General features: G+C 60.5%; 13 protein-coding genes. 8 read left to right on the top strand and 5 right to left on the bottom strand.

Translation table 11 applies throughout. From position 1 onward, the window contains the following. The first annotated feature begins 159 nt into the window (after positions 1-159). From xdhA to guaD, 4 genes are all read left to right on the top strand, one after another. The gene (gene xdhA / locus ACYZT6_RS07650; RefSeq protein ID WP_462026354.1) at positions 160-1,614 is read left to right on the top strand and encodes a xanthine dehydrogenase small subunit; all 1,455 of its coding nucleotides are present in this window, start codon (positions 160-162) and stop codon (positions 1,612-1,614) included. Then, on the top strand, positions 1,607-4,006 hold the full coding sequence (gene xdhB / locus ACYZT6_RS07645; RefSeq protein ID WP_462026353.1) for a xanthine dehydrogenase molybdopterin binding subunit: 2,400 nt from the start codon (positions 1,607-1,609) through the stop codon (positions 4,004-4,006). The genes xdhA and xdhB overlap by 8 nt, the downstream gene beginning before the upstream one ends. Positions 4,007-4,123: 117 nt before the next feature. After that, complete coding sequence (gene xdhC, locus ACYZT6_RS07640) at positions 4,124-4,969, top strand: xanthine dehydrogenase accessory protein XdhC (RefSeq protein ID WP_462026352.1); 846 nt, start codon at positions 4,124-4,126, stop codon at positions 4,967-4,969. An 8-nt stretch (positions 4,970-4,977) separates the two neighbouring features. Continuing rightward, positions 4,978-6,282, top strand: a complete 1,305-nt coding sequence (gene guaD, locus ACYZT6_RS07635) for a guanine deaminase (protein ID WP_461980514.1) — start codon at positions 4,978-4,980, stop codon at positions 6,280-6,282. Between the two features lie 178 nt (positions 6,283-6,460). On the opposite strand, the gene ACYZT6_RS07630 is transcribed toward guaD, so the two are convergent. Further along, positions 6,461-7,225 carry a GntR family transcriptional regulator gene (locus ACYZT6_RS07630; RefSeq protein ID WP_462026351.1) on the bottom strand — a complete coding sequence of 255 codons (765 nt, stop codon included), beginning with the start codon at positions 7,223-7,225 and terminating at the stop codon, positions 6,461-6,463. 358 nt (positions 7,226-7,583) lie between these two features. On the opposite strand from ACYZT6_RS07630, the gene ACYZT6_RS07625 reads away from it, so the two are divergent. Next, positions 7,584-8,774, top strand: a complete 1,191-nt coding sequence (locus tag ACYZT6_RS07625) for a benzoate/H(+) symporter BenE family transporter (RefSeq protein ID WP_462026350.1) — start codon at positions 7,584-7,586, stop codon at positions 8,772-8,774. A 143-nt stretch (positions 8,775-8,917) separates the two neighbouring features. Here the strand turns inward: ACYZT6_RS07625 and ACYZT6_RS07620 are convergent, their stop codons facing one another. Further along, positions 8,918-9,262, bottom strand: a complete 345-nt coding sequence (locus ACYZT6_RS07620) for a YggL family protein (protein WP_007896965.1) — start codon at positions 9,260-9,262, stop codon at positions 8,918-8,920. Positions 9,263-9,496: 234 nt separating this feature from the next. On the opposite strand from ACYZT6_RS07620, the gene dacB reads away from it, so the two are divergent. Continuing rightward, a complete protein-coding gene (dacB, locus tag ACYZT6_RS07615) occupies positions 9,497-10,957 on the top strand; it encodes a D-alanyl-D-alanine carboxypeptidase/D-alanyl-D-alanine endopeptidase (RefSeq protein WP_462026349.1) in 1,461 nt (486 codons plus the stop codon). 177 nt (positions 10,958-11,134) lie between these two features. On the opposite strand, the gene ACYZT6_RS07610 is transcribed toward dacB, so the two are convergent. Beyond that, positions 11,135-13,543: a sensor domain-containing diguanylate cyclase gene (locus ACYZT6_RS07610; protein WP_462026348.1), complete on the bottom strand. Its 2,409-nt coding sequence runs from the start codon at positions 13,541-13,543 to the stop codon at positions 11,135-11,137. 140 nt (positions 13,544-13,683) lie between these two features. Then, entirely contained in the window at positions 13,684-15,954 is a 2,271-nt protein-coding gene (gene rlmKL, locus ACYZT6_RS07605) for a bifunctional 23S rRNA (guanine(2069)-N(7))-methyltransferase RlmK/23S rRNA (guanine(2445)-N(2))-methyltransferase RlmL (protein WP_462026347.1), read from the bottom strand. Positions 15,955-16,484: 530 nt separating this feature from the next. Between rlmKL and rmf the strand changes: the two genes are divergently transcribed. Next, positions 16,485-16,700 (top strand): ribosome modulation factor, encoded by a 216-nt coding sequence (gene rmf / locus ACYZT6_RS07600; protein WP_003223300.1) that lies wholly within the window; start codon positions 16,485-16,487, stop codon positions 16,698-16,700. A gap of 292 nt (positions 16,701-16,992) precedes the next feature. On the opposite strand, the gene ACYZT6_RS07595 is transcribed toward rmf, so the two are convergent. Continuing rightward, entirely contained in the window at positions 16,993-18,012 is a 1,020-nt protein-coding gene (locus tag ACYZT6_RS07595; RefSeq protein WP_131060000.1) for a quinone-dependent dihydroorotate dehydrogenase, read from the bottom strand. Positions 18,013-18,243: 231 nt separating this feature from the next. Between ACYZT6_RS07595 and ACYZT6_RS07590 the strand changes: the two genes are divergently transcribed. After that, positions 18,244-19,455 (top strand): CmpA/NrtA family ABC transporter substrate-binding protein, encoded by a 1,212-nt coding sequence (locus tag ACYZT6_RS07590; protein WP_462026346.1) that lies wholly within the window; start codon positions 18,244-18,246, stop codon positions 19,453-19,455. Positions 19,456-19,459: the final 4 nt, after the last annotated feature.

Here is a 19,459-nt window from a genome sequence, read left to right as displayed (position 1 = left end):
GCAGGCTAACCCGCGAGGGTCAATAATGAAGGGACGAGTCGTTGATCGACAAAACGTGTTTTCCTGACCTTTAAGTCAGAAAATCATTGACCACAAAGTCAGACCTGATAAATTCGGTCCAAGTCTGTTAACAACAATAATGAGTCTGCGAGGCCTTCCGTGATCCAGTTTTTACTAAACCAGGAACTCCGTAGCGAGCACGCCCTGGACCCAAACCTGACCGTGCTCAATTATCTGCGCGACCATGTGGGCAAACCCGGCACCAAAGAAGGCTGCGCCAGCGGTGACTGTGGCGCCTGCACCGTGGTGGTCGGCGAGCTGCAAACGGATGACGATGGCCGCGAACACATTCGCTATCGCAGCCTCAACTCGTGCCTGACGTTCGTTTCGTCGTTGCATGGCAAACAACTGATCAGCGTCGAAGACCTCAAGCACAAAGGCGAACTGCACAGCGTGCAGAAAGCCATGGTCGAGTGCCACGGCTCGCAATGCGGCTTCTGCACCCCGGGTTTCGTGATGTCGCTGTTCGCATTGCAAAAAAACAGCGATGAGCCCGATGCTCACAAGGCCCACGAAGCGCTGGCCGGCAACCTCTGCCGCTGCACCGGCTATCGACCGATCCTGGCCGCCGCCGAACAATCCTGCTGCGGCAAGCAAACGGATCAGTTCGATGCTCGCGAAGCCGACACCATCGCTCGCCTGAAAGCCATCGCCCCTACCGACATCGGCGAACTCAACAGTGGCGACAAGCGCTGCCTGGTGCCGCTGACCGTGGCCGATCTGGCCGACCTCTACGACGCTTATCCACAGGCCCGGCTGCTGGCCGGTGGTACGGATCTGGCGCTGGAAGTCACCCAGTTTCATCGCGCGTTGCCGGTGATGATCTACGTCGGCAACGTCGCTGAGATGAAGCGCATCGAACGCTTCGACGACCGCCTGGAAATCGGCGCCGCAACCGCCCTCTCCGATTGCTACGAAGCCTTGAAAACCGAATACCCGGACTTCGGCGAATTGCTGCAACGCTTCGCGTCCTTGCAGATCCGCAACCAGGGCACCCTCGGCGGCAACATCGGCAACGCCTCGCCGATCGGTGACTCGCCACCGCTGCTGATCGCGTTGGGCGCGCAGATCGTTTTGTGCAAAGGCGAAACCCGCCGGACCCTGGCCCTGGAAGATTACTTCATCGATTACCGGGTCACCGCGCGTCAGGAAAGCGAGTTCATCGAGAAGATCATCGTGCCCCGCGCCAGCGCCGAACAACTGTTCCGTGCGTACAAGGTTTCCAAGCGTCTGGACGATGATATTTCCGCGGTCTGCGCGGCATTCAACCTGCGCATCGACAACGGTGTCATCGCCGACGCCCGCGTGGCATTCGGCGGCATGGCCGCGATCCCGAAACGCGCCAATAACTGCGAAACCGTGTTGCTCGGCGCGCCGTTCAACAATGCCACCGTCGAACGCGCCTGCGCCGCACTGGCCGAAGATTTCACGCCGCTCTCGGACTTCCGCGCCAGCAAGGAATATCGCCTGCTCAGCGCGCAGAACCTGCTGCGCAAATACTTCATCGAACTGCAAACGCCGCACATCGAGACCCGGGTGACCGCTTATGTCTAACCATCACGCCGTAGAGAAGACCCAGGCCGAACTGGCTGAACTGTTCGCCAAGGACCTGACCACCGGTGTCGGCCGCAGCGTCAAGCACGACAGCGCCGCCAAGCATGTGTCCGGCGAAGCGCAGTACATTGACGACCGGCTGGAATTCCCCAATCAGCTGCACGTTTACGCACGCCTGTCGGACCGCGCCCACGCGAAAATCATCAGCATCGACACCAAGCCGTGCTACGCCTTCGAAGGCGTGCGCATAGCCATCACCCACGAAGACGTGCCGGGCCTGAAAGACATCGGCCCGTTGCTGCCGGGCGATCCTTTGCTCGCCATCGATGATGTGCAGTTCGTCGGTCAACCGGTACTGGCCGTTGCCGCAAAAGACCTGGAAACCGCACGCAAAGCCGCCATGGCCGCGATCATCGAATATGAAGATCTGGAGCCAGTGCTCGACGTGGTCGAAGCCCTGCGCAAACGCCATTTCGTGCTCGACAGCCACACCCATCAGCGCGGCGATTCGGCCGGCGCATTGGCGACTGCCGAACATCGCATTCAAGGCACGCTGCACATTGGCGGCCAGGAACACTTCTACCTCGAAACCCAGATCTCTTCGGTGATGCCGACCGAAGACGGCGGCATGATCGTCTATTGCTCGACGCAGAACCCGACTGAAGTGCAGAAACTGGTGGCCGAAGTTCTGGACGTGTCGATGAACAAAATCGTCGTCGACATGCGCCGCATGGGCGGTGGTTTCGGTGGCAAGGAAACCCAGGCCGCAAGCCCGGCGTGCCTGTGCGCAGTCATCGCCCACCTCACCGGCCAGCCGACCAAGATGCGCTTGCCGCGCGTTGAAGACATGCTGATGACCGGCAAGCGCCACCCGTTCTATGTCGAATACGACGTGGGCTTCGACAGCACCGGTCGTCTGCACGGTATCGCGCTGGAGCTGGCCGGTAACTGCGGTTGCTCGCCGGACTTGTCGGCCTCGATTGTCGACCGTGCAATGTTCCACGCCGACAACTCATACTACCTGGGCGATGCGACCATCAACGGTCATCGCTGCAAGACCAACACTGCGTCGAACACCGCGTACCGGGGTTTCGGCGGCCCGCAAGGCATGGTCGCCATCGAAGAAGTGATGGACGCGATCGCCCGTCATCTGGCCCTCGACCCACTGGCGGTGCGCAAGGCCAACTACTACGGCAAGACTGAGCGCAACGTCACCCATTATTACCAGACCGTCGAGCACAACATGCTCGAGGAAATGACCGCCGAACTGGAAGAAAGCAGCCAGTACGCCGAGCGCCGCGAAGCGATCCGTCGCTACAACGCCAACAGCCCGATCCTGAAAAAAGGCCTGGCGCTGACCCCGGTGAAATTCGGTATTTCCTTCACCGCCAGCTTCCTCAACCAGGCCGGCGCGCTGGTCCACGTCTACACCGACGGCAGCATCCACCTGAACCATGGCGGCACTGAAATGGGCCAGGGTTTGAACACCAAGGTTGCGCAGGTCGTGGCCGAAGTGTTCCAGGTCGAAATGGACCGTGTGCAGATCACCGCGACCAACACCGACAAGGTGCCAAACACCTCGCCGACCGCTGCTTCCAGCGGCGCCGACCTGAACGGCAAAGCTGCACAGAACGCGGCTGAGATCATCAAGAAACGCCTCGTGGAATTCGCCGCGCGGCAGTACAAGGTCAGCGAAGAAGATGTCGAATTCCACAACGGCCACGTGCGGGTTCGCGATCACATCCTGACCTTCGAAGCGCTGATCCAGCAGGCGTATTTCGCTCAGGTTTCGCTGTCGAGCACCGGGTTCTACAAGACCCCGAAAATCTTTTACGACCGCAGTCAGGCCCGTGGCCGGCCGTTCTACTACTACGCCTTCGGTGCAGCCTGTTGCGAGGTGATCATCGACACCCTGACCGGCGAGTACAAGATGCTGCGTACCGACATCCTCCACGACGTCGGCGACTCGCTGAACCCAGCCATCGACATCGGCCAGGTCGAGGGCGGTTTCATCCAGGGCATGGGGTGGCTGACCATGGAAGAACTGGTGTGGAACAACAAAGGCAAACTGATGACCAACGGCCCGGCCAGCTACAAGATCCCGGCCGTGGCGGACATGCCGCTGGACCTGCGGGTGAAGCTGGTGGAAAACCGCAAGAACCCGGAAGACACGGTGTTCCATTCCAAGGCCGTGGGTGAACCACCGTTCATGCTGGGCATCGCGTCGTGGTGTGCGATCAAGGATGCGGTGGCAAGCCTGGGCGACTACAAGCATCAGCCGAACATCGATGCGCCGGCGACGCCGGAGCGGGTGTTGTGGGGGTGTGAGCAGATGCGGCAGTTGAAGGCGGCCAAGGCCGTTGAGGCTGAGCCGGAGTTGGCTTCGCTCTGATACCGAGGCGCGGCCAATCGCTAGCAGGCTAGCTCCCACATTTGGAATGCATTCCCCTGTGGGAGCTAGCCTGCTAGCGATGAGGCCCGAACAGACAACAGAGATGTTGAGGTGAATATGTACAACTGGATCGACGCCCTCGCCGACCTGCAATCCCAGGGTGAGCCCTGCGTGTTGGTGACCATCATCGAAGAGCTCGGCTCAACGCCGCGCAATGCCGGTTCGAAAATGGTCATCAGCGCCACCCAGGCCTTCGACACCATCGGTGGCGGGCACCTGGAATACAAAGCCATGCAGATCGGCCGCGAGATGCTCGCCAGCGGCAAGCAGGACACCCATCTGGAGCGCTTCAGCCTCGGCGCCAGCCTGGGACAGTGCTGCGGCGGCGTGACCGTTTTGCTGTTCGAACCGATGGGCCAGGTCCAGGCGCAGATCGCCGTGTTCGGTGCCGGCCATGTCGGTCGCGCATTGGTGCCGCTGCTCGCCAGCCTGCCCTGCCGGGTGCGCTGGATCGACTCGCGGGAAGCGGAATTCCCCGAACAGATCCCCCACGGCGTGCGCAAAATCGTCGCCGAAGAACCGGTGGATGAAATCGACAACCTGCCCGCCGGCAGCTATTGCATCGTCATGACCCACAACCACCAGCTCGACCTCGAACTCACCGCTGCGATCCTCAAGCGCAACGACTTCGCCTACTTCGGGCTGATCGGTTCGAAGACCAAACGGGTGAAGTTCGAACACCGCTTGCGTGACCGTGGTTTCGACAGCGCCGTGCTGCAACGCATGCGCTGCCCGATGGGCATAGGCGAAGTCAAAGGCAAGTTGCCTGTGGAAATCGCCATCTCCATCGCCGGCGAAATCATCGCCACCTATAACGCCAGTTTCGGCCAGCAAACTGCCAGCGCCGGATCATCGATCGCCAAACTGCTGCCTGCTTCACGCCGCAGCCAAGCCACGAATTGAGAAATTTTATGCCTCTGACTCGCAAAGCCTACCGCGCCGCCATCCTGCACAGCATCGCCGACCCTGCCGAAGTGGGTATCGAAGCCTCCTATGAGTATTTCGAAGACGGCTTGCTGGTGGTTGATAACGGCCAGATCAGCGCCCTCGGCCACGCCAGCGAATTGCTGCCGACCCTGCCGGCCGACATCGAAATCACTCATTATCAGGATGCGCTGATCACGCCGGGCTTCATCGATACCCACATTCACTTGCCGCAAACCGGCATGGTCGGCGCCTACGGCGAGCAGCTGCTGGACTGGCTCAACACTTACACTTTCCCTTGCGAAAGCCAGTTCGCCGACAAGGCTCATGCCGATGAAGTCGCGGACATTTTCATCAAGGAACTGCTGCGTAACGGCACCACCACTGCCTTGGTGTTCGGCAGCGTGCACCCACAATCGGTGAACTCGTTCTTCGAAGCCGCCGAACAGCTGGACCTGCGGATGATCGCCGGCAAGGTGATGATGGACCGCAACGCGCCGGACTACCTGACCGACACCGCCGAATCGAGCTACGTGGAAAGCAAGGCGCTGATCGAGCGCTGGCACGGCAAGGGCCGCCTGCATTATGCGGTCACCCCGCGCTTCGCCCCGACCAGCACCCCGGAACAACTGACCCTCGCCGGCCAGTTGCTCAGCGAATACCCGGACCTGTACATGCAGACCCACATCAGCGAAAACCTGAAGGAAGTCGAGTGGGTCAAGGAGCTGTTCCCTGAGCGCAAGGGCTATCTGGACGTCTACGATCACTACCAATTGCTGGGCGAACGCTCGGTGTTCGCCCACGGCGTGCACCTGTGCGACGACGAATGCGCGCGGCTGGCGGAAACCGGCTCGGCCATCGCGTTCTGCCCGACTTCCAACTTCTTCCTCGGCAGCGGCCTGTTCAACCTGCCGATGGCCGAGAAGCACAAACTCAATGTCGGTCTGGGCACAGACGTCGGCGGTGGTACCAGTTTCTCGCTGCTGCAAACCTTGAACGAAGCCTACAAAGTCATGCAAATGCAAGGTGCGCGCCTGAGCCCGTTCAAATCGCTGTACCTGGCGACCCTCGGCGGTGCGCGTGCGTTGCGTCTCGAAGACAAGATCGGCACGCTTAAACCGGGCACCGACGCTGACTTCCTGGTGCTGGATTACAACGCCACGCCGTTGCTGAGTTATCGCTTGAAGCAGGCCAATAACATTGCCGAGACGTTGTTTGTGTTGATGACGCTGGGGGATGACCGGACGGTTTTACAGACGTATGCGGCGGGGAATCAGGTGCATCAGCGCTAATTATTTCGGGCATAAAAAATCCCCCGGTGGTGTTCAGCCCCGGGGGATTTTTGTTGCCGGTCAGATCGCTATCGCTGGAAGGCCAGCTCCCACAGTTTTGGGGATATACAGCAGATAGTGTGGACTCCACAAATCACTGTGGGAGCTGGCCTGCCAGCGATTGGGGCACCTCGGTCCATCAGATTTTCGCTGATGAACGCCCCGGCTTCTTGGTTTGCAACAAATGCGAAAACACCGCATGCAAATCATCCGACGCGCTTTCTTCGTCGAGGTTGAGTTTGCTGTCGATGTGATCCATGTGGTGCATCATCAGGTTCACCGCCAACTCACCGTTACGCGCTTCGATGGCGTCGATCAGCTGGGTGTGTTCGTCGTAGGAACAGTGGGAACGGTTGCCGCTTTCGTACTGGGCAATGATCAACGAAGTCTGGGACACCAGGCTGCGCTGGAAGCTGATCAGCGGCGCATTCTTCGCCGCTTCGGCCAGTTTCAGGTGGAATTCGCCCGACAGACGAATGCCGGCACCGCGATCGCCACGGGAGAAGCTGTCGCGCTCGTCGTTGACCATCTGCCGCAACTCGGCAATCTGCTCGGCGGTGGCGTGCAGAACCGCCAGTTCAGTGATCGCGCGCTCTACCAGACGCCGCGCCAGAAATACCTGCCGCGCCTCTTCGACACTGGGGCTGGCGACAACGGCGCCGCGATTCGGACGCAGCAGCACGACGCCTTCATGGGCCAGGCGCGACAGCGCGCGGCGAATGATGGTGCGACTGACCCCGAAAATTTCCCCCAGCGCTTCTTCGCTCAACTTGGTGCCGGGCGCCAGACGCTGTTCGAGGATGGCCTCGAAGATATGCGCGTAGACAATATCGTCCTGGGTACCGCTGCGGCCGGCTTTGCCTGCTCGCGGTTGTTTCTTTAGGGGCTGCAACTGTTCGTTCATGGGCACTCGAGTCGGGAGAACTGCGGCGAATTGACCGTGACTGTAATACGGCACAGTGGGTCGCTGGCAAGTATCGCGTAAAAAACACCGCGATTGTACACAATGGATGGTGGCAACACGACTGTACGGCTGTTTGTCGCTTCTGCTGTATCGCAACGGTTGGTTACTTTTGAGTTTAGGCTTGATCGCAGAATCCGCAGGCTGAACACGACTTCCTGTAGGAGCGAAGCTTGCTCGCGAAGGCGTCGTATCAGTCAACGTAGATATCGACTGACACGACGCCTTCGCGAGCAAGCTTCGCTCCTACAAGGTTAAGCGTTGCTTCGACATCTTCATCTGTATAAGGAACACCGCTGTCATGAACGACGCCACGCACACGCAGCTCCGCCCGCTGGCCGATACCTCACCGTCCGCCATTGTCGCCGGGTTCATCGCGATGATGACCGGCTACACCAGCTCCCTGGTCCTGATGTTTCAGGCCGGACAAGCGGCGGGCCTGACCAGCGGGCAGATTTCATCGTGGATCTGGGCGATCTCGATTGGCATGGCGGTGTGCTCGATCGGCCTGTCCCTGCGATATCGCACGCCAATCACCATCGCCTGGTCGACCCCCGGCGCGGCGTTGTTGATCACAAGCCTGGGCGGCGTGACCTACGGCGAAGCCATCGGCGCCTACATTACCTGCGCAGTGCTAGTGACCATTTGCGGCCTGACCGGCAGCTTCGAACGCCTGGTGAAAAAGATTCCGGCGTCATTGGCCGCAGCGTTGCTGGCGGGGATTCTGTTCAAGATCGGCAGCGAAATCTTCGTCGCCGCCCAGCACCGTACCGGGCTGGTGCTTGGGATGTTCTTCACTTATCTGCTGGTCAAGCGCCTGTCGCCACGTTATGCCGTGCTCGCGGCGCTGCTGATCGGCACGGCGCTGTCGGGGTTCATGGGTTTGCTGGACTTCAGCGGTTTCCATCTGGAAGTGGCGACGCCGGTCTGGACCACGCCGCACTTCTCCCTGGCCGCGACCATCAGCATCGGTATTCCGCTGTTTGTGGTGGCGATGACCTCGCAAAACATGCCCGGCATCGCCGTATTGCGCGCCGACGGCTACACCGTGCCGGCCTCGCCGCTGATCACCACCACCGGCATCGCCTCGCTGCTGCTGGCGCCGTTCGGCTCCCACGGAATCAACCTGGCGGCCATCAGCGCGGCGATCTGCACCGGGCCGCATGCCCATGAAGATCGTAACAAGCGCTACACGGCGGCGGTCTGGTGCGGGATTTTCTACGGGATTGCCGGGGTGTTCGGCGCGACGCTGGCGGCGTTGTTTGCGGCGCTGCCTAAAGAGTTGGTGCTGTCGATTGCGGCGCTGGCGCTGTTCGGCTCGATCATCAATGGCCTGAGCATTGCCATGACCGAAGTGAAGGAACGTGAGGCGGCGTTGATCACCTTTATGGTCACGGCGTCGGGGCTGACACTGTTTTCCATTGGTTCGGCGTTTTGGGGGATTGTCGCGGGGGTGTTGACGCTGGTGATTCTGAATTGGCGTAAGGCCTGAAAAACGCAGCCTCGTTTCACTCGACAGCTGCTACAAGGAGTGCGATCCCCTGTAGCAGCTGTCGAGTGCAACGAGGCTGCGAGCTTCTGATCTTCCGGACATAAAAAAACGGCGACCCTTGGGTCGCCGCTTCTTTTATGACATCAAGCTACCGGATTGATCGGCTTTTCCGGGTACCAGACGTCGATCAGCGGGCTGACGGTTGCTTCGGTCAGTTCGCTGCGGCCTTTGAGCCAGGCTTCAACAGCAGCGCGCTGCTCTTCGGACACCGAGCCACGCTTCTGCAGGCAAACCAGACCGAAGTCGTCGCCGCCAACATAGCCCAGACCGTTGGCTTCCATGGCTTCTTTCAGGAACGCGTCGAGGAAAGCATCAATGGCTTCATCAGCCAAATCTTCTTTGAAATCCAGGTTCAGCTCGAAACCCAGCTCTTGAAATTCATCGACGCACAGTTTTTTGCGCAGACGCTGGGAACGGTTAGTCGCCATTGGAACAATCCTCATAAGTAATAACGGGCGGCACTTTAGCAGTTTAAGGCGCTGATTGCCCGTCTCTCGGCAGCTCTACAGTTACCGCCGGTAAAAAAATTGCGGATTAGAGGGCCACGGCAAGGCACAAGCCGTTACACCTTGGGGCATAATGCCGACACTTTCATGACCACTGAGGGAATTTATTTTCATGCCCTCGTCTTTTTTCCCCTCGAATGTAGGGTTTTATTTCACATGATCAAATCTTTGCGTCCATTGCTGCTGGCCGGTTTCCTTCTCCCCCTGGCCTTCTCCGTTTCCGCCGCCTCCATCAACACCGGCCTGTCACCCAACGTCGAAAAAGCCCTCAAGGCCAGCAAGCTTCCGGACAGCGCCCTGTCGCTGGTGATGATTCCGCTGAACGGCCCGGGCACCCCGACCGTTTACAACGCTGACGTGTCGGTCAACCCGGCCTCGACCATGAAGCTGGTGACCACCTATGCCGCGCTGGAAATGCTCGGCCCGAACCATCAGTGGAAAACCGAGTTCTACACCGACGGCACCCTCAGCGGCGGCATTCTCAACGGTAACCTCTACCTCAAGGGTGGCGGCGATCCGAAGCTGAACATGGAAAAACTCTGGTTGCTGATGCGCGACCTCCGGGCCAACGGTGTGACGCAAGTCACCGGCGATCTGGTGCTGGACCGCAATTTCTTCGTGCAACCGCAACTGCCGGAATTCAACGATGACGGTAATGACGAAAACAAACCGTTCCTGGTCAAACCCGACTCGCTGCTGGTCAACCTCAAGGCCCTGCGCTTTGTCGCGCGCAACGACAACGGCCGGGTCCTGGTGTCGGTGGAACCGCCGATTGCCAGCATCAACATCGAGAACCAGGTCAAAGCGATCAATTCCAAGCAATGCACCGGTGGCGTGCGCTACAACCCGGTGACCCAGCCCGATGGCAGCGTGACCGTGACGGTCGGTGGCCAGTTGGGCGATGGCTGCAGCTCGCAGACCTATCTGTCGCTGCTTGACCACGCGACCTACACCGCCGGTGCCGTACGCGCGATCTGGAAAGAACTGGGCGGCAGCATCCAGGGCAGGGATCGTCTGGCGCCGACGCCGAGCAACGCCAAGGTGCTGGCGCGGGCCTACTCGCCGGATCTGGCGGAAATCATTCGCGACATCAACAAATACAGTAACAACACCATGGCTCAGCAGTTGTTTCTGAGCCTGGGCCAGAAATTCCGCACCGACGCCGACGGTGACGACGCCAAGGCCGCTCAGCGTGTGGTGCGTCAATGGCTGGCGAAGAAAGGCATCACCGCGCCGCATCTGGTGATGGAAAACGGCTCCGGCCTGTCCCGCGCCGAACGTGTGAGTGCCCGTGAAATGGCGGCGATGCTGCAAGCCGCGTGGCGCAGCCCGTACTCCGCCGAGTTCATCAGTTCGATGCCGATTGCCGGTACCGACGGCACCATGCGCAAACGCTTGAAAACCACCGCGATGCGCGGCGAAGCCCACGTCAAGACCGGCACCCTGAACACCGTGCGCGCGATCTCCGGCTTCAGCCGAGACGTCAATGGCAACACCTGGGCGGTGGTGGCCATCCTCAACGACAAGGCCCCGTTTGGCGCATCGTCGGTACTGGATCAGGTGCTGCTGGACCTGTATCGCCAGCCGAAAGTGCCGGAAACGGCTTCGGTGCTCTAACCCAAATCCAAAGAACCCCATAGATCCAAATGTGGGAGCGAGCCTGCTCGCGATAGCGGTATGACAGTCAACATCAACGTTGAATGTCAGGCCCTCATCGCGAGCAGGCTCGCTCCCACAGGGTTTTGCATGCGACTTTAAAAAACACCCGCTCCCACAAGGGTTTTGCAGGTGGCTTTAGCTGGTTTGCGGCTCGACCCGATCCCGTCCCGCCTGCTTCGCCGCGTAAACGCCCGAATCCGCCCGCAGCAACAGCGCGTCCGCGCCCTCTCCGACTCGCCAACTGGCAATCCCGAAACTCGCGGTCACGGTCCCCACGCCTTCGATCGGTGAACTGCGCAATCCTTGCCACAGCTGCAAGGCCAGTACGTGAGCCTGTTCGCCGTCGATGTCCGGGCACAGCACCATGAATTCCTCGCCCCCCAGGCGACAGAACACGTCGGTACGGCGCAGGCGAAGACTGATGCGCTCGCACACGACCTGCAACACCCGATCGCCTACGGCATGGCCATGCAGGTCGTTGATGCGTTTGAAGTGGTCGATGTCGAGCATGATCACCGACAACTCGCCACCACCGCGCTCGACCCGGGCCATTTCGGTGGTCAGCCGCTCTTGAAAATAGCGGCGGTTGTGGATCCCGGTCAGAGAGTCGGTGATCGACAGCGCCCGCAGCTCTTCTTCCACCCGTTTCAGATCGGAAATATCGGAAATGTAGCCATGCCAGAGCACGCCGCCGCCAGGCAGTTCCTCCGGGGTCGCCTCGCCGCGAACCCAGCGCAGGCCGCGCTGAGGCAGTTGCACGCGGTATTCCTCGCGCCACGGGCTGAGCGTATCCGCCGACGCGCGGATCGAGGCCCGCACACGAGTCGTGTCCTGCGGATGAATCCGCGTGAAAATCGCTTCCGCGTTGAACAGCAGCACGTCCGGCTCGAGTTCGTAGATCTCACGGATCCCGTCGCTGGCGTAGATCACGCTGAAGCGACCGTCGAATTCCATCTTGAATTGATAAATGCCACCGGGCACATGAGCGCTGAGTTTTTTCAGTAACAGGTCGCGCGCGGCCAGGGCTTCGTGAACGCGCTTGCGTTCGGTGATGTCGATGCAGACCGCCAGGTGCCCGACCCACAGGCCTTGCTCGTCGAGTACCGGAGTCGCGAGCATATTCACCGTCAGATGGCTGCCATCCTGACGGACCAGCGTCCACTCCCGCGCTTCGTGACCACCTTCTTCTCCGCCTTCGACCAACATCGCCTGACAGGTCGGAATCGGCTTGCCATACCGCGCACTCAACTCCGCCGAGCGTGCGACCAGCTCGCGGGGAAAGTGCAGGTTTTCCAGGGTCATGCGCCCCACCACTTCAGCGCTGGAGTAACCCAACATTTGCTCGGCCCCGGCGTTGAAGGTGCTGATGACGCCACGCAGGTCGGTGGCAATGATCGCCACTTGAGTCGCGGCATTCAGCACGCCGCGCAACTGGCCGTGAGTGCCGCGCAATTCCTGCTCGCGGTCGTGCAACTCCTGGGTGCGCTGCTCGACCATCCTCAGCGCACGCTGGCGCTGGCTGACCAGCACGTAGAGCAACGCACTGAGTAGCACACTGAGCAAGCTCCCGAGCACCACCAGACTGGTCACCGAGGAATGGTTGGCTTGCAGAAACGCTTCGCTGGGCTGGATGTCGACTTGATAGTCGTGGTCGGCCAGACGCAGCAGGCGTGTCGCGGACAATTCGCTGGCAGCAGGTGAGTTATAGGACTCGTAAAGCACTTCGTGCTGATCGTCGGTGGACAGGTCGAGGATGCGCACCGAGAGATAGTCATAAGTGGACTCCGGCAACCCGTCCGCCAGCAGCTGACGCATGCTGATCACCGCCATGACATAACCGTAGGGCTTTGTGGTCGCCGTGGCCGCCGTGGACGCGTCACTCTGGCGCTTGACCGGCGCCACCAGCAGCACACCCCGCGCATAGGCCGGCTCGATGCCGACCAGATGCATCGGTTGCGAGACGGCCATGCTGCCCGAACTGTCGGCCCGATCAAGGGTGGCGCGGCGCAACGGCTGGGCGAACAAGTCGTACCCTAGCGGCGAGCCGAGCCGGCTTCGGGTCTGGCTGTAAAGCACCGCCACGTACTCATCCCGTTCGGCGGCCAATTGCAATTGGCCGTCGGCATTAAGCTCACGAAGGGTGAAGTCGCTGAAACCCTCTTCGCGCACCTTGCGCTCGAACGCCGCCCGCTCATCACGGGTCACCCGCGCAGCGAATGAATACGCCTCGGTGCGGTGCAGCAACGGTTGGGTATAGCCGTCGAACTCCTCGCGGGAGACCGACTGGGAATTGGCGAAGAATCGGCGCAGCCCGTCGAGGCGCTGCTCCTGATCTTCGAAACGTTCTTCGATACGGCTGTAACGTTCACTGGCGAGCAGCTGGAAGCGTTGCCGTAATTGATGGTGAAACAGATTCAGTGTCGACCAGGCCAGCAACCCGGTCAGAATCCCGCCGACGAGCAATACCAGCAGCGCGATCAGCCAGGCCGAGACATCTTCACTGATAAAACCCAGGATCTTGGGGCGCACGGCGTGAAACGACATAAACGCAACTCAAAACGCCAGTGCGGGAAAGCCCATTGGCCATGCGTTGAGTTATAGCTATTAGCCATCAATTTGACCAGCACAGAAAGAAGCCAAGAGCCTTTAAAAATCAAGGCTCTGTGGATCCAATCATTTATCTGTCAACGGGCCGTGATTTTCCAGGCACGGTGGATCTTGCCATTACGGGCGAAATCCGGATCGATGGTCTGGGCGGTGATTTCTTCAACGGCATAACGCTCGGTGAGGTTTTCCTCGAGCGTGAATTTGCGGAAGTTGTTGGAGAAGTACAACACGCCACCCGGCGCCAGGCGCGCCATGGCCAGGTCGATCAACTGCACCTGGTCGCGCTGCACGTCGAAGATCCCTTCCATGCGCTTGGAGTTGGAGAACGTCGGCGGGTCGATGAAGATCAGGTCGTATTCGTCACGGCAGGCATCGAGCCACGCCATCACGTCACCCTGCTCCAGACGGTTCTTGTCCGAGAAACCGTTCAGCGACAGGTTGCGACGCGCCCAGTCCAGGTAGGTTTTCGACAGGTCGACGCTGGTGGTGCTGCGTGCGCCGCCCTTGGCCGCGTGAACACTGGCGGTCGCGGTGTAGCTATACAGATTGAGGAAGCGTTTGCCGGCCGCCTCTTTCTGGATACGCATGCGCATTGGACGGTGGTCGAGGAACAGCCCGGTGTCGAGATAGTCAGTGAGGTTGACCAGCAGCTTCACGCCACCTTCGTTGACCTCGACGAACTTGCCCTGCGCCGCTTGGCGTTCGTATTGCTTGGTGCCGCTCTGACGCTCGCGGCGCTTGACCACCACGCGGCTCTTGTCGATGTTCAACGCCTGCGGAATGGCCGCCAGGGCGTCAAACATGCGCGCCGAGGCTTTTTCCGGGTCGATGGATTTCGGCGCGGCGTATTCCTGGACGTGGACCCAATCCTGATACAGATCGATGGCCATGGAATATTCCGGCATGTCGGCATCGTAGACGCGGTAGCAGTCGATGCCTTCACGCTTGACCCACTTGCCCAGGGCCTTGAGGTTCTTTTGCAGACGGTTGGCAAACATCTGCCCGCCTTCGCTCAAGCGCGGTTGCTCGATCACCGGAGCGGGTGCCGCGGCCGGTTTGATCGGGTTACCGTTTTTGTTGTACTGGCGTTCCTGCGGCTCGTTCGGCGCCTGATCGTACTCCGCCTGCTCGCGCTCGACCTGACGCTGTTCCGGGGTGCGACGCTCGCCAGTGACGAATTGGTCCGGGGTGACTTTGATCAGCAGCAGTTTGCACGGCAAGGCGCCGTTCCAGAACGAATACTGTTTGTGGCTGCGGATGCCCATGCGCTTGCCCAGGTCCGGCGCGCCGGTGAACACCGCCGCTTCCCAGTTCAGGCAAGCCTGACGCAGACGCTCGCCAAGGTTCTGGTAGAGGTAGAGCAAGCTCGCCTCGTCGCCCAGACGCTCGCCGTACGGCGGGTTGCAGATCACCAGGCCTTTCTGGTTCTGGTCCGGACGCGGCTCGAACGTGCCGACTTCGCCCTGGTAGATCTTGATCCACTCGCTCAGGCCCGCACGCTCGACGTTGTTGCGGCCCGGTTGAATCAGGCGCGGGTCGGCTTCGTAACCACGAATCCACAGCGGTGGCTTGGCCAGACCGGCGGCGGCGCGTTCGGTCGCTTCTTCGTGGAGCTTTTTCCACAGCGCCGGGACGTGACCGAGCCAGGCGGTGAAGCCCCACTGCTCGCGACGCAGGTTCGGCGCCATGTCGGCGGCGATCATCGCCGCTTCGACGAGGAACGTACCAACACCGCACATCGGGTCAGCCAGGGCGCCGCCATCGGCCGCAATGCGTGGCCAGCCGGAACGGATCAGGATCGCAGCCGCGAGGTTTTCCTTCAGCGGCGCCGCGCCCTGCTGCAAGCGATAACCGCGCTGGTGCAGGCTGTGGCCGGAGAGGTCGAGGGAGAGGATCGCTTCGCCACGGTCCAGACGCAGGTGAATGCGCAGGTCCGGGTTGAGCTTGTCGATGGACGGACGGTCGCCTTGCGGGGTGCGCAGTTTGTCGACGATGGCGTCTTTGACTTTCAGGGCGCCGAAGTGAGTGTTGTCGATGCCCGAACCGTGGCCGCTGAATTCGACGGCCAGGGTGCCGTCGTTGAGCATGTGGTCTTGCCACTCGATGTCGAGCACGCCGTGGTACAGGTCTTCGGCGTCCTTCATCGGGAAACGCTTGAGCACCAGCAACACCCGGTTCGCCAGACGCGACCACAGGCACAGGCGATAAGCGGTTTCCATGGTGGCCATGCCACGCACGGCCGAAGTGTGCTCACGCGCTTCTTCAAGGCCAAGCCCGACGGCTTCCTCGATGAGCAGGCCTTCAAGGCCTTTGGGGCAAGTGAGGAAGATTTCGAATTGATCGGACATTGGAATTTCAAAGCCTTTAGCTAAGTGAACCGGCAACGCATTGCCGGCCCGGTTTTCAATCAGGCGCTTTTCTAAAAGAGCGCCCGCGTGGCACGAAGGTGTGCCGTCCCACCCGTGCTGCTCAGGTTAGAAGAGCTTAGATGCACGGGCAGATAAAAAAGTTAATGCAACAAAATGTCATAAGTCGACCCTTCGTCGAATAGTCCTCCTGCTCAACAGGAGCCATTCTCACTAAAGGATTAACCCCATCATCCTGCGGGGGGCCGATCATACAGGGCTTTGGCCAATAAACATGGGACAAACATCGCGTTACTTATGGCCTTAGCATCTTTCTGGTTACGTTCTTATGACAAAACGATCATTCCCTCGATGTGACGCATTGGTTAGAACTCAACACAGGTTGACGTCGCAACGGCGTCAACACCTTGGCTCGCGACGCCGGCAGCGAGCCCCAACGGCAGAAGTTTTTCTGCCAGACCTCAATTGAGGTCGACGCGATAAATACAGTCAACAAGTGAGGGCAACACCCTATGAGAAGACTTAAGCGTGATCCGTTGGAAAGAGCATTTTTGCGCGGATATCAATATGGCGTTGGTGGCAAATCCCGTGAGCTTTGCCCATTTACTCTACCGTCGGTACGTCAAGCCTGGATTAACGGCTGGCGAGAAGGACGCGGCGACAACTGGGACGGTATGACCGGCACTGCGGGAATCCATAGACTCAACGAACTTCACGCCGTCGGCTAACACAGGGCACAACACTCCGACACGACAATCTGATTACGAAACGACTTACCACGCACGCCCCATCCGGGCGGCGGGCTCCGGCCCAGGGGCTCCTTCGAGGAGCCCTTTTTTATGCCTGCTTTTTGCCGAAACGCAATTCCCTTGTAGCAGCTGCCGAGCCTGCGAGGCTGCGTTCGGCTGCGAAGCAGTCGTAAAATCAAGCACCGCGGTCTTGCTCATACACCGTGCATGCAGGGTTTACGACTGCTTCGCAGCCGAACGCAGCCTCGCGGTGCTCGGCAGCTGCTACAAGTCAGCGTAGGGCGGCGATAGCGTCGACGGACTCGCGAATCAACGCCGGGCCTTTGTAGATGAAGCCGGAGTAGAGCTGCACCAGGCTCGCACCCGCGGCGATTTTCTCGGCCGCGTGCTTGCCTTCGGTGATGCCGCCCACAGCGATGATTGGCAACCGACCGGCCAGTTCGGCGGCCAATACCTTCACGGTGTGGGTGCTCTTGTCGCGAACCGGAGCGCCGGACAGACCGCCCGCCTCGTCACCGTGCTCCATGCCTTCAACGCCCACACGGCTCAGGGTGGTGTTGGTGGCAATCACCGCGTCCATCCCGGTTTCGATCAACGCCTGCGCGACCTGCGCGGTTTCTTCGTCGGTCATGTCCGGCGCGATCTTGATCGCCAGCGGGACATGTTTGCCGTGGCGCAACGCCAGTTCTGCGCGACGGGTCGCCAGATCGGCGAGCAATTGCTTGAGCGAATCGCCGAATTGCAGGCTGCGCAGCCCCGGGGTGTTCGGCGAGCTGACGTTGACCGTCACGTAGCTGGCGTGGGCGTAGACCTTGTCCAGGCAGATCAGGTAGTCGTCGACCGCGCGCTCAACCGGTGTATCAAAGTTCTTGCCGATGTTGATGCCCAGCACGCCTTTGTACTTGGCCGCCGCCACGCGGGCCAGCAGGTGATCGACGCCGAGGTTGTTGAAACCCATGCGGTTGATGATCGCTTCGGCATCCGGCAGACGGAAAATCCGTGGTTTCGGATTGCCCGGCTGCGGACGCGGGGTGATGGTGCCGATTTCGACAAAGCCGAAACCCAGCTGGGCGAAACCGTCGATGGCCGCGCCGTTCTTGTCCAGACCGGCCGCCAAACCTACCGGGTTCGGAAACTCCAGCCCCATGACGTTCACCGGCATTTTCGCCGGTGCCTTGCACAGCAAGCCGTTGAGGCCCAAACGCCCGCCCGCGCCGATCAGGTCCAGGGACAGATCGTGGGAGGTTTCCGGGGAAAGTTTGAACAACAGCTGACGGGCCAGGGTGTACATGGGTGGTTTTGACTCGAATGGCGGCGAAATGAGGCGGCGATTATAGCCGGGCATCGCGGTCGCAAGCGAGGTGCGCAACAAAATCGGCGGGCGATGGCATATGCCTTGCACCAGCAAAGGCATCAGCACTCATGCCAACGACGGGATGAGTCGAAAGACAAAGGCGTCGTCACTTGGCCTTGCCCTGGCAAGCAGCCCGGTACGGCGCTTTTTTTTGGAAGGTGTTTAGCCATGAATGAAACCACAGCGGGCCCGTTGGCCTGGGTCAATGGCAGCGATGCCCCGGAAAAGACCGAAATCAATCTTGGCTTCATGGCCCTGAGTGACTGCGCCTCGGTGGTGGTCGCGGCCACGCAGGGTTTTGCGCAGCCTTACGGCCTGACCCTGAACCTCAAGCGCCAGTCGTCCTGGGCCAACCTGCGGGACAAACTGGTCAGCGGCGAACTCGACGCCGCCCACAGCCTGTACGGTCTGATTTACGCCGTGCACCTGGGCATCGGCGGCGTGGCGCCGACCGACATGGCGGTGCTCATGGGCCTGAACCAGAACGGCCAGAGCATCAATCTTTCTCACGGCTTGCAAGCGTTGGGGGTGACCAGTCCTGAAGCACTGGACCGGCACGTGCACCAAAGTCGCCCAAAACTGACCTTCGCCCAGACATTTCCCACCGGCACCCACGCCATGTGGCTGTATTACTGGCTGGCGAGCCAGGGCATCCATCCGTTGCAGGACGTCGACAGTGTGGTGGTGCCACCGCCGCAAATGGTCGCGCACCTGCAAGCCGGGCGCATCGATGGCTTCTGCGTTGGCGAGCCGTGGTCCGCCAGCGCGGTGAAGCAGAATCTGGGCTTCACGATGGCGACAAGCCAGACCATCTGGCCCGATCACCCGGAAAAAGTCCTCGGTTGCACCCGCACCTTTGTCGAGCAATACCCCAACACCGCCCGGGCGCTGGTGATGGCGATCCTCGAAGCCAGTCGCTTCATCGAGGAAAACAGCGAAAACCGTCGCAGCACCGCGAAGCTGTTGAGCGCCCCCGAATACCTCGATGCGCCGCTCGATTGCATCGAACCGCGCTTGCTCGGCGACTACGCCGACGGCCTCGGCAATCGCTGGCAGGACCCGCACGCACTGCGCTTCCATGCGGACGGTGAGGTCAACCTGCCGTACTTGTCCGACGGCATGTGGTTCATGACCCAGTTCCGCCGCTGGGGTTTGTTGCGCGACGACCCGGACTACCTCGGCGTGGCCCGTCAGGTCCAGCAACTAGACGTGTACCGTGAGGCCGCCAGCGCAGTCGGTGTTGTCGCCCAAGGTCAGGACATGCGCAGTAGCCAGTTGATCGACGGCAAAATCTGGGACGGCTCCGACCCGACCGGCTATGCGCGCAGTTTCAAGCTGCACGCCATGAGCGACAGCTCACCCCTTCTCGCCAGCCGCTGACAGG

The organism is Pseudomonas sp. RT6P73, from assembly GCF_054897715.1.
This window is presented reverse-complemented; position numbering and strand designations above follow the sequence as displayed.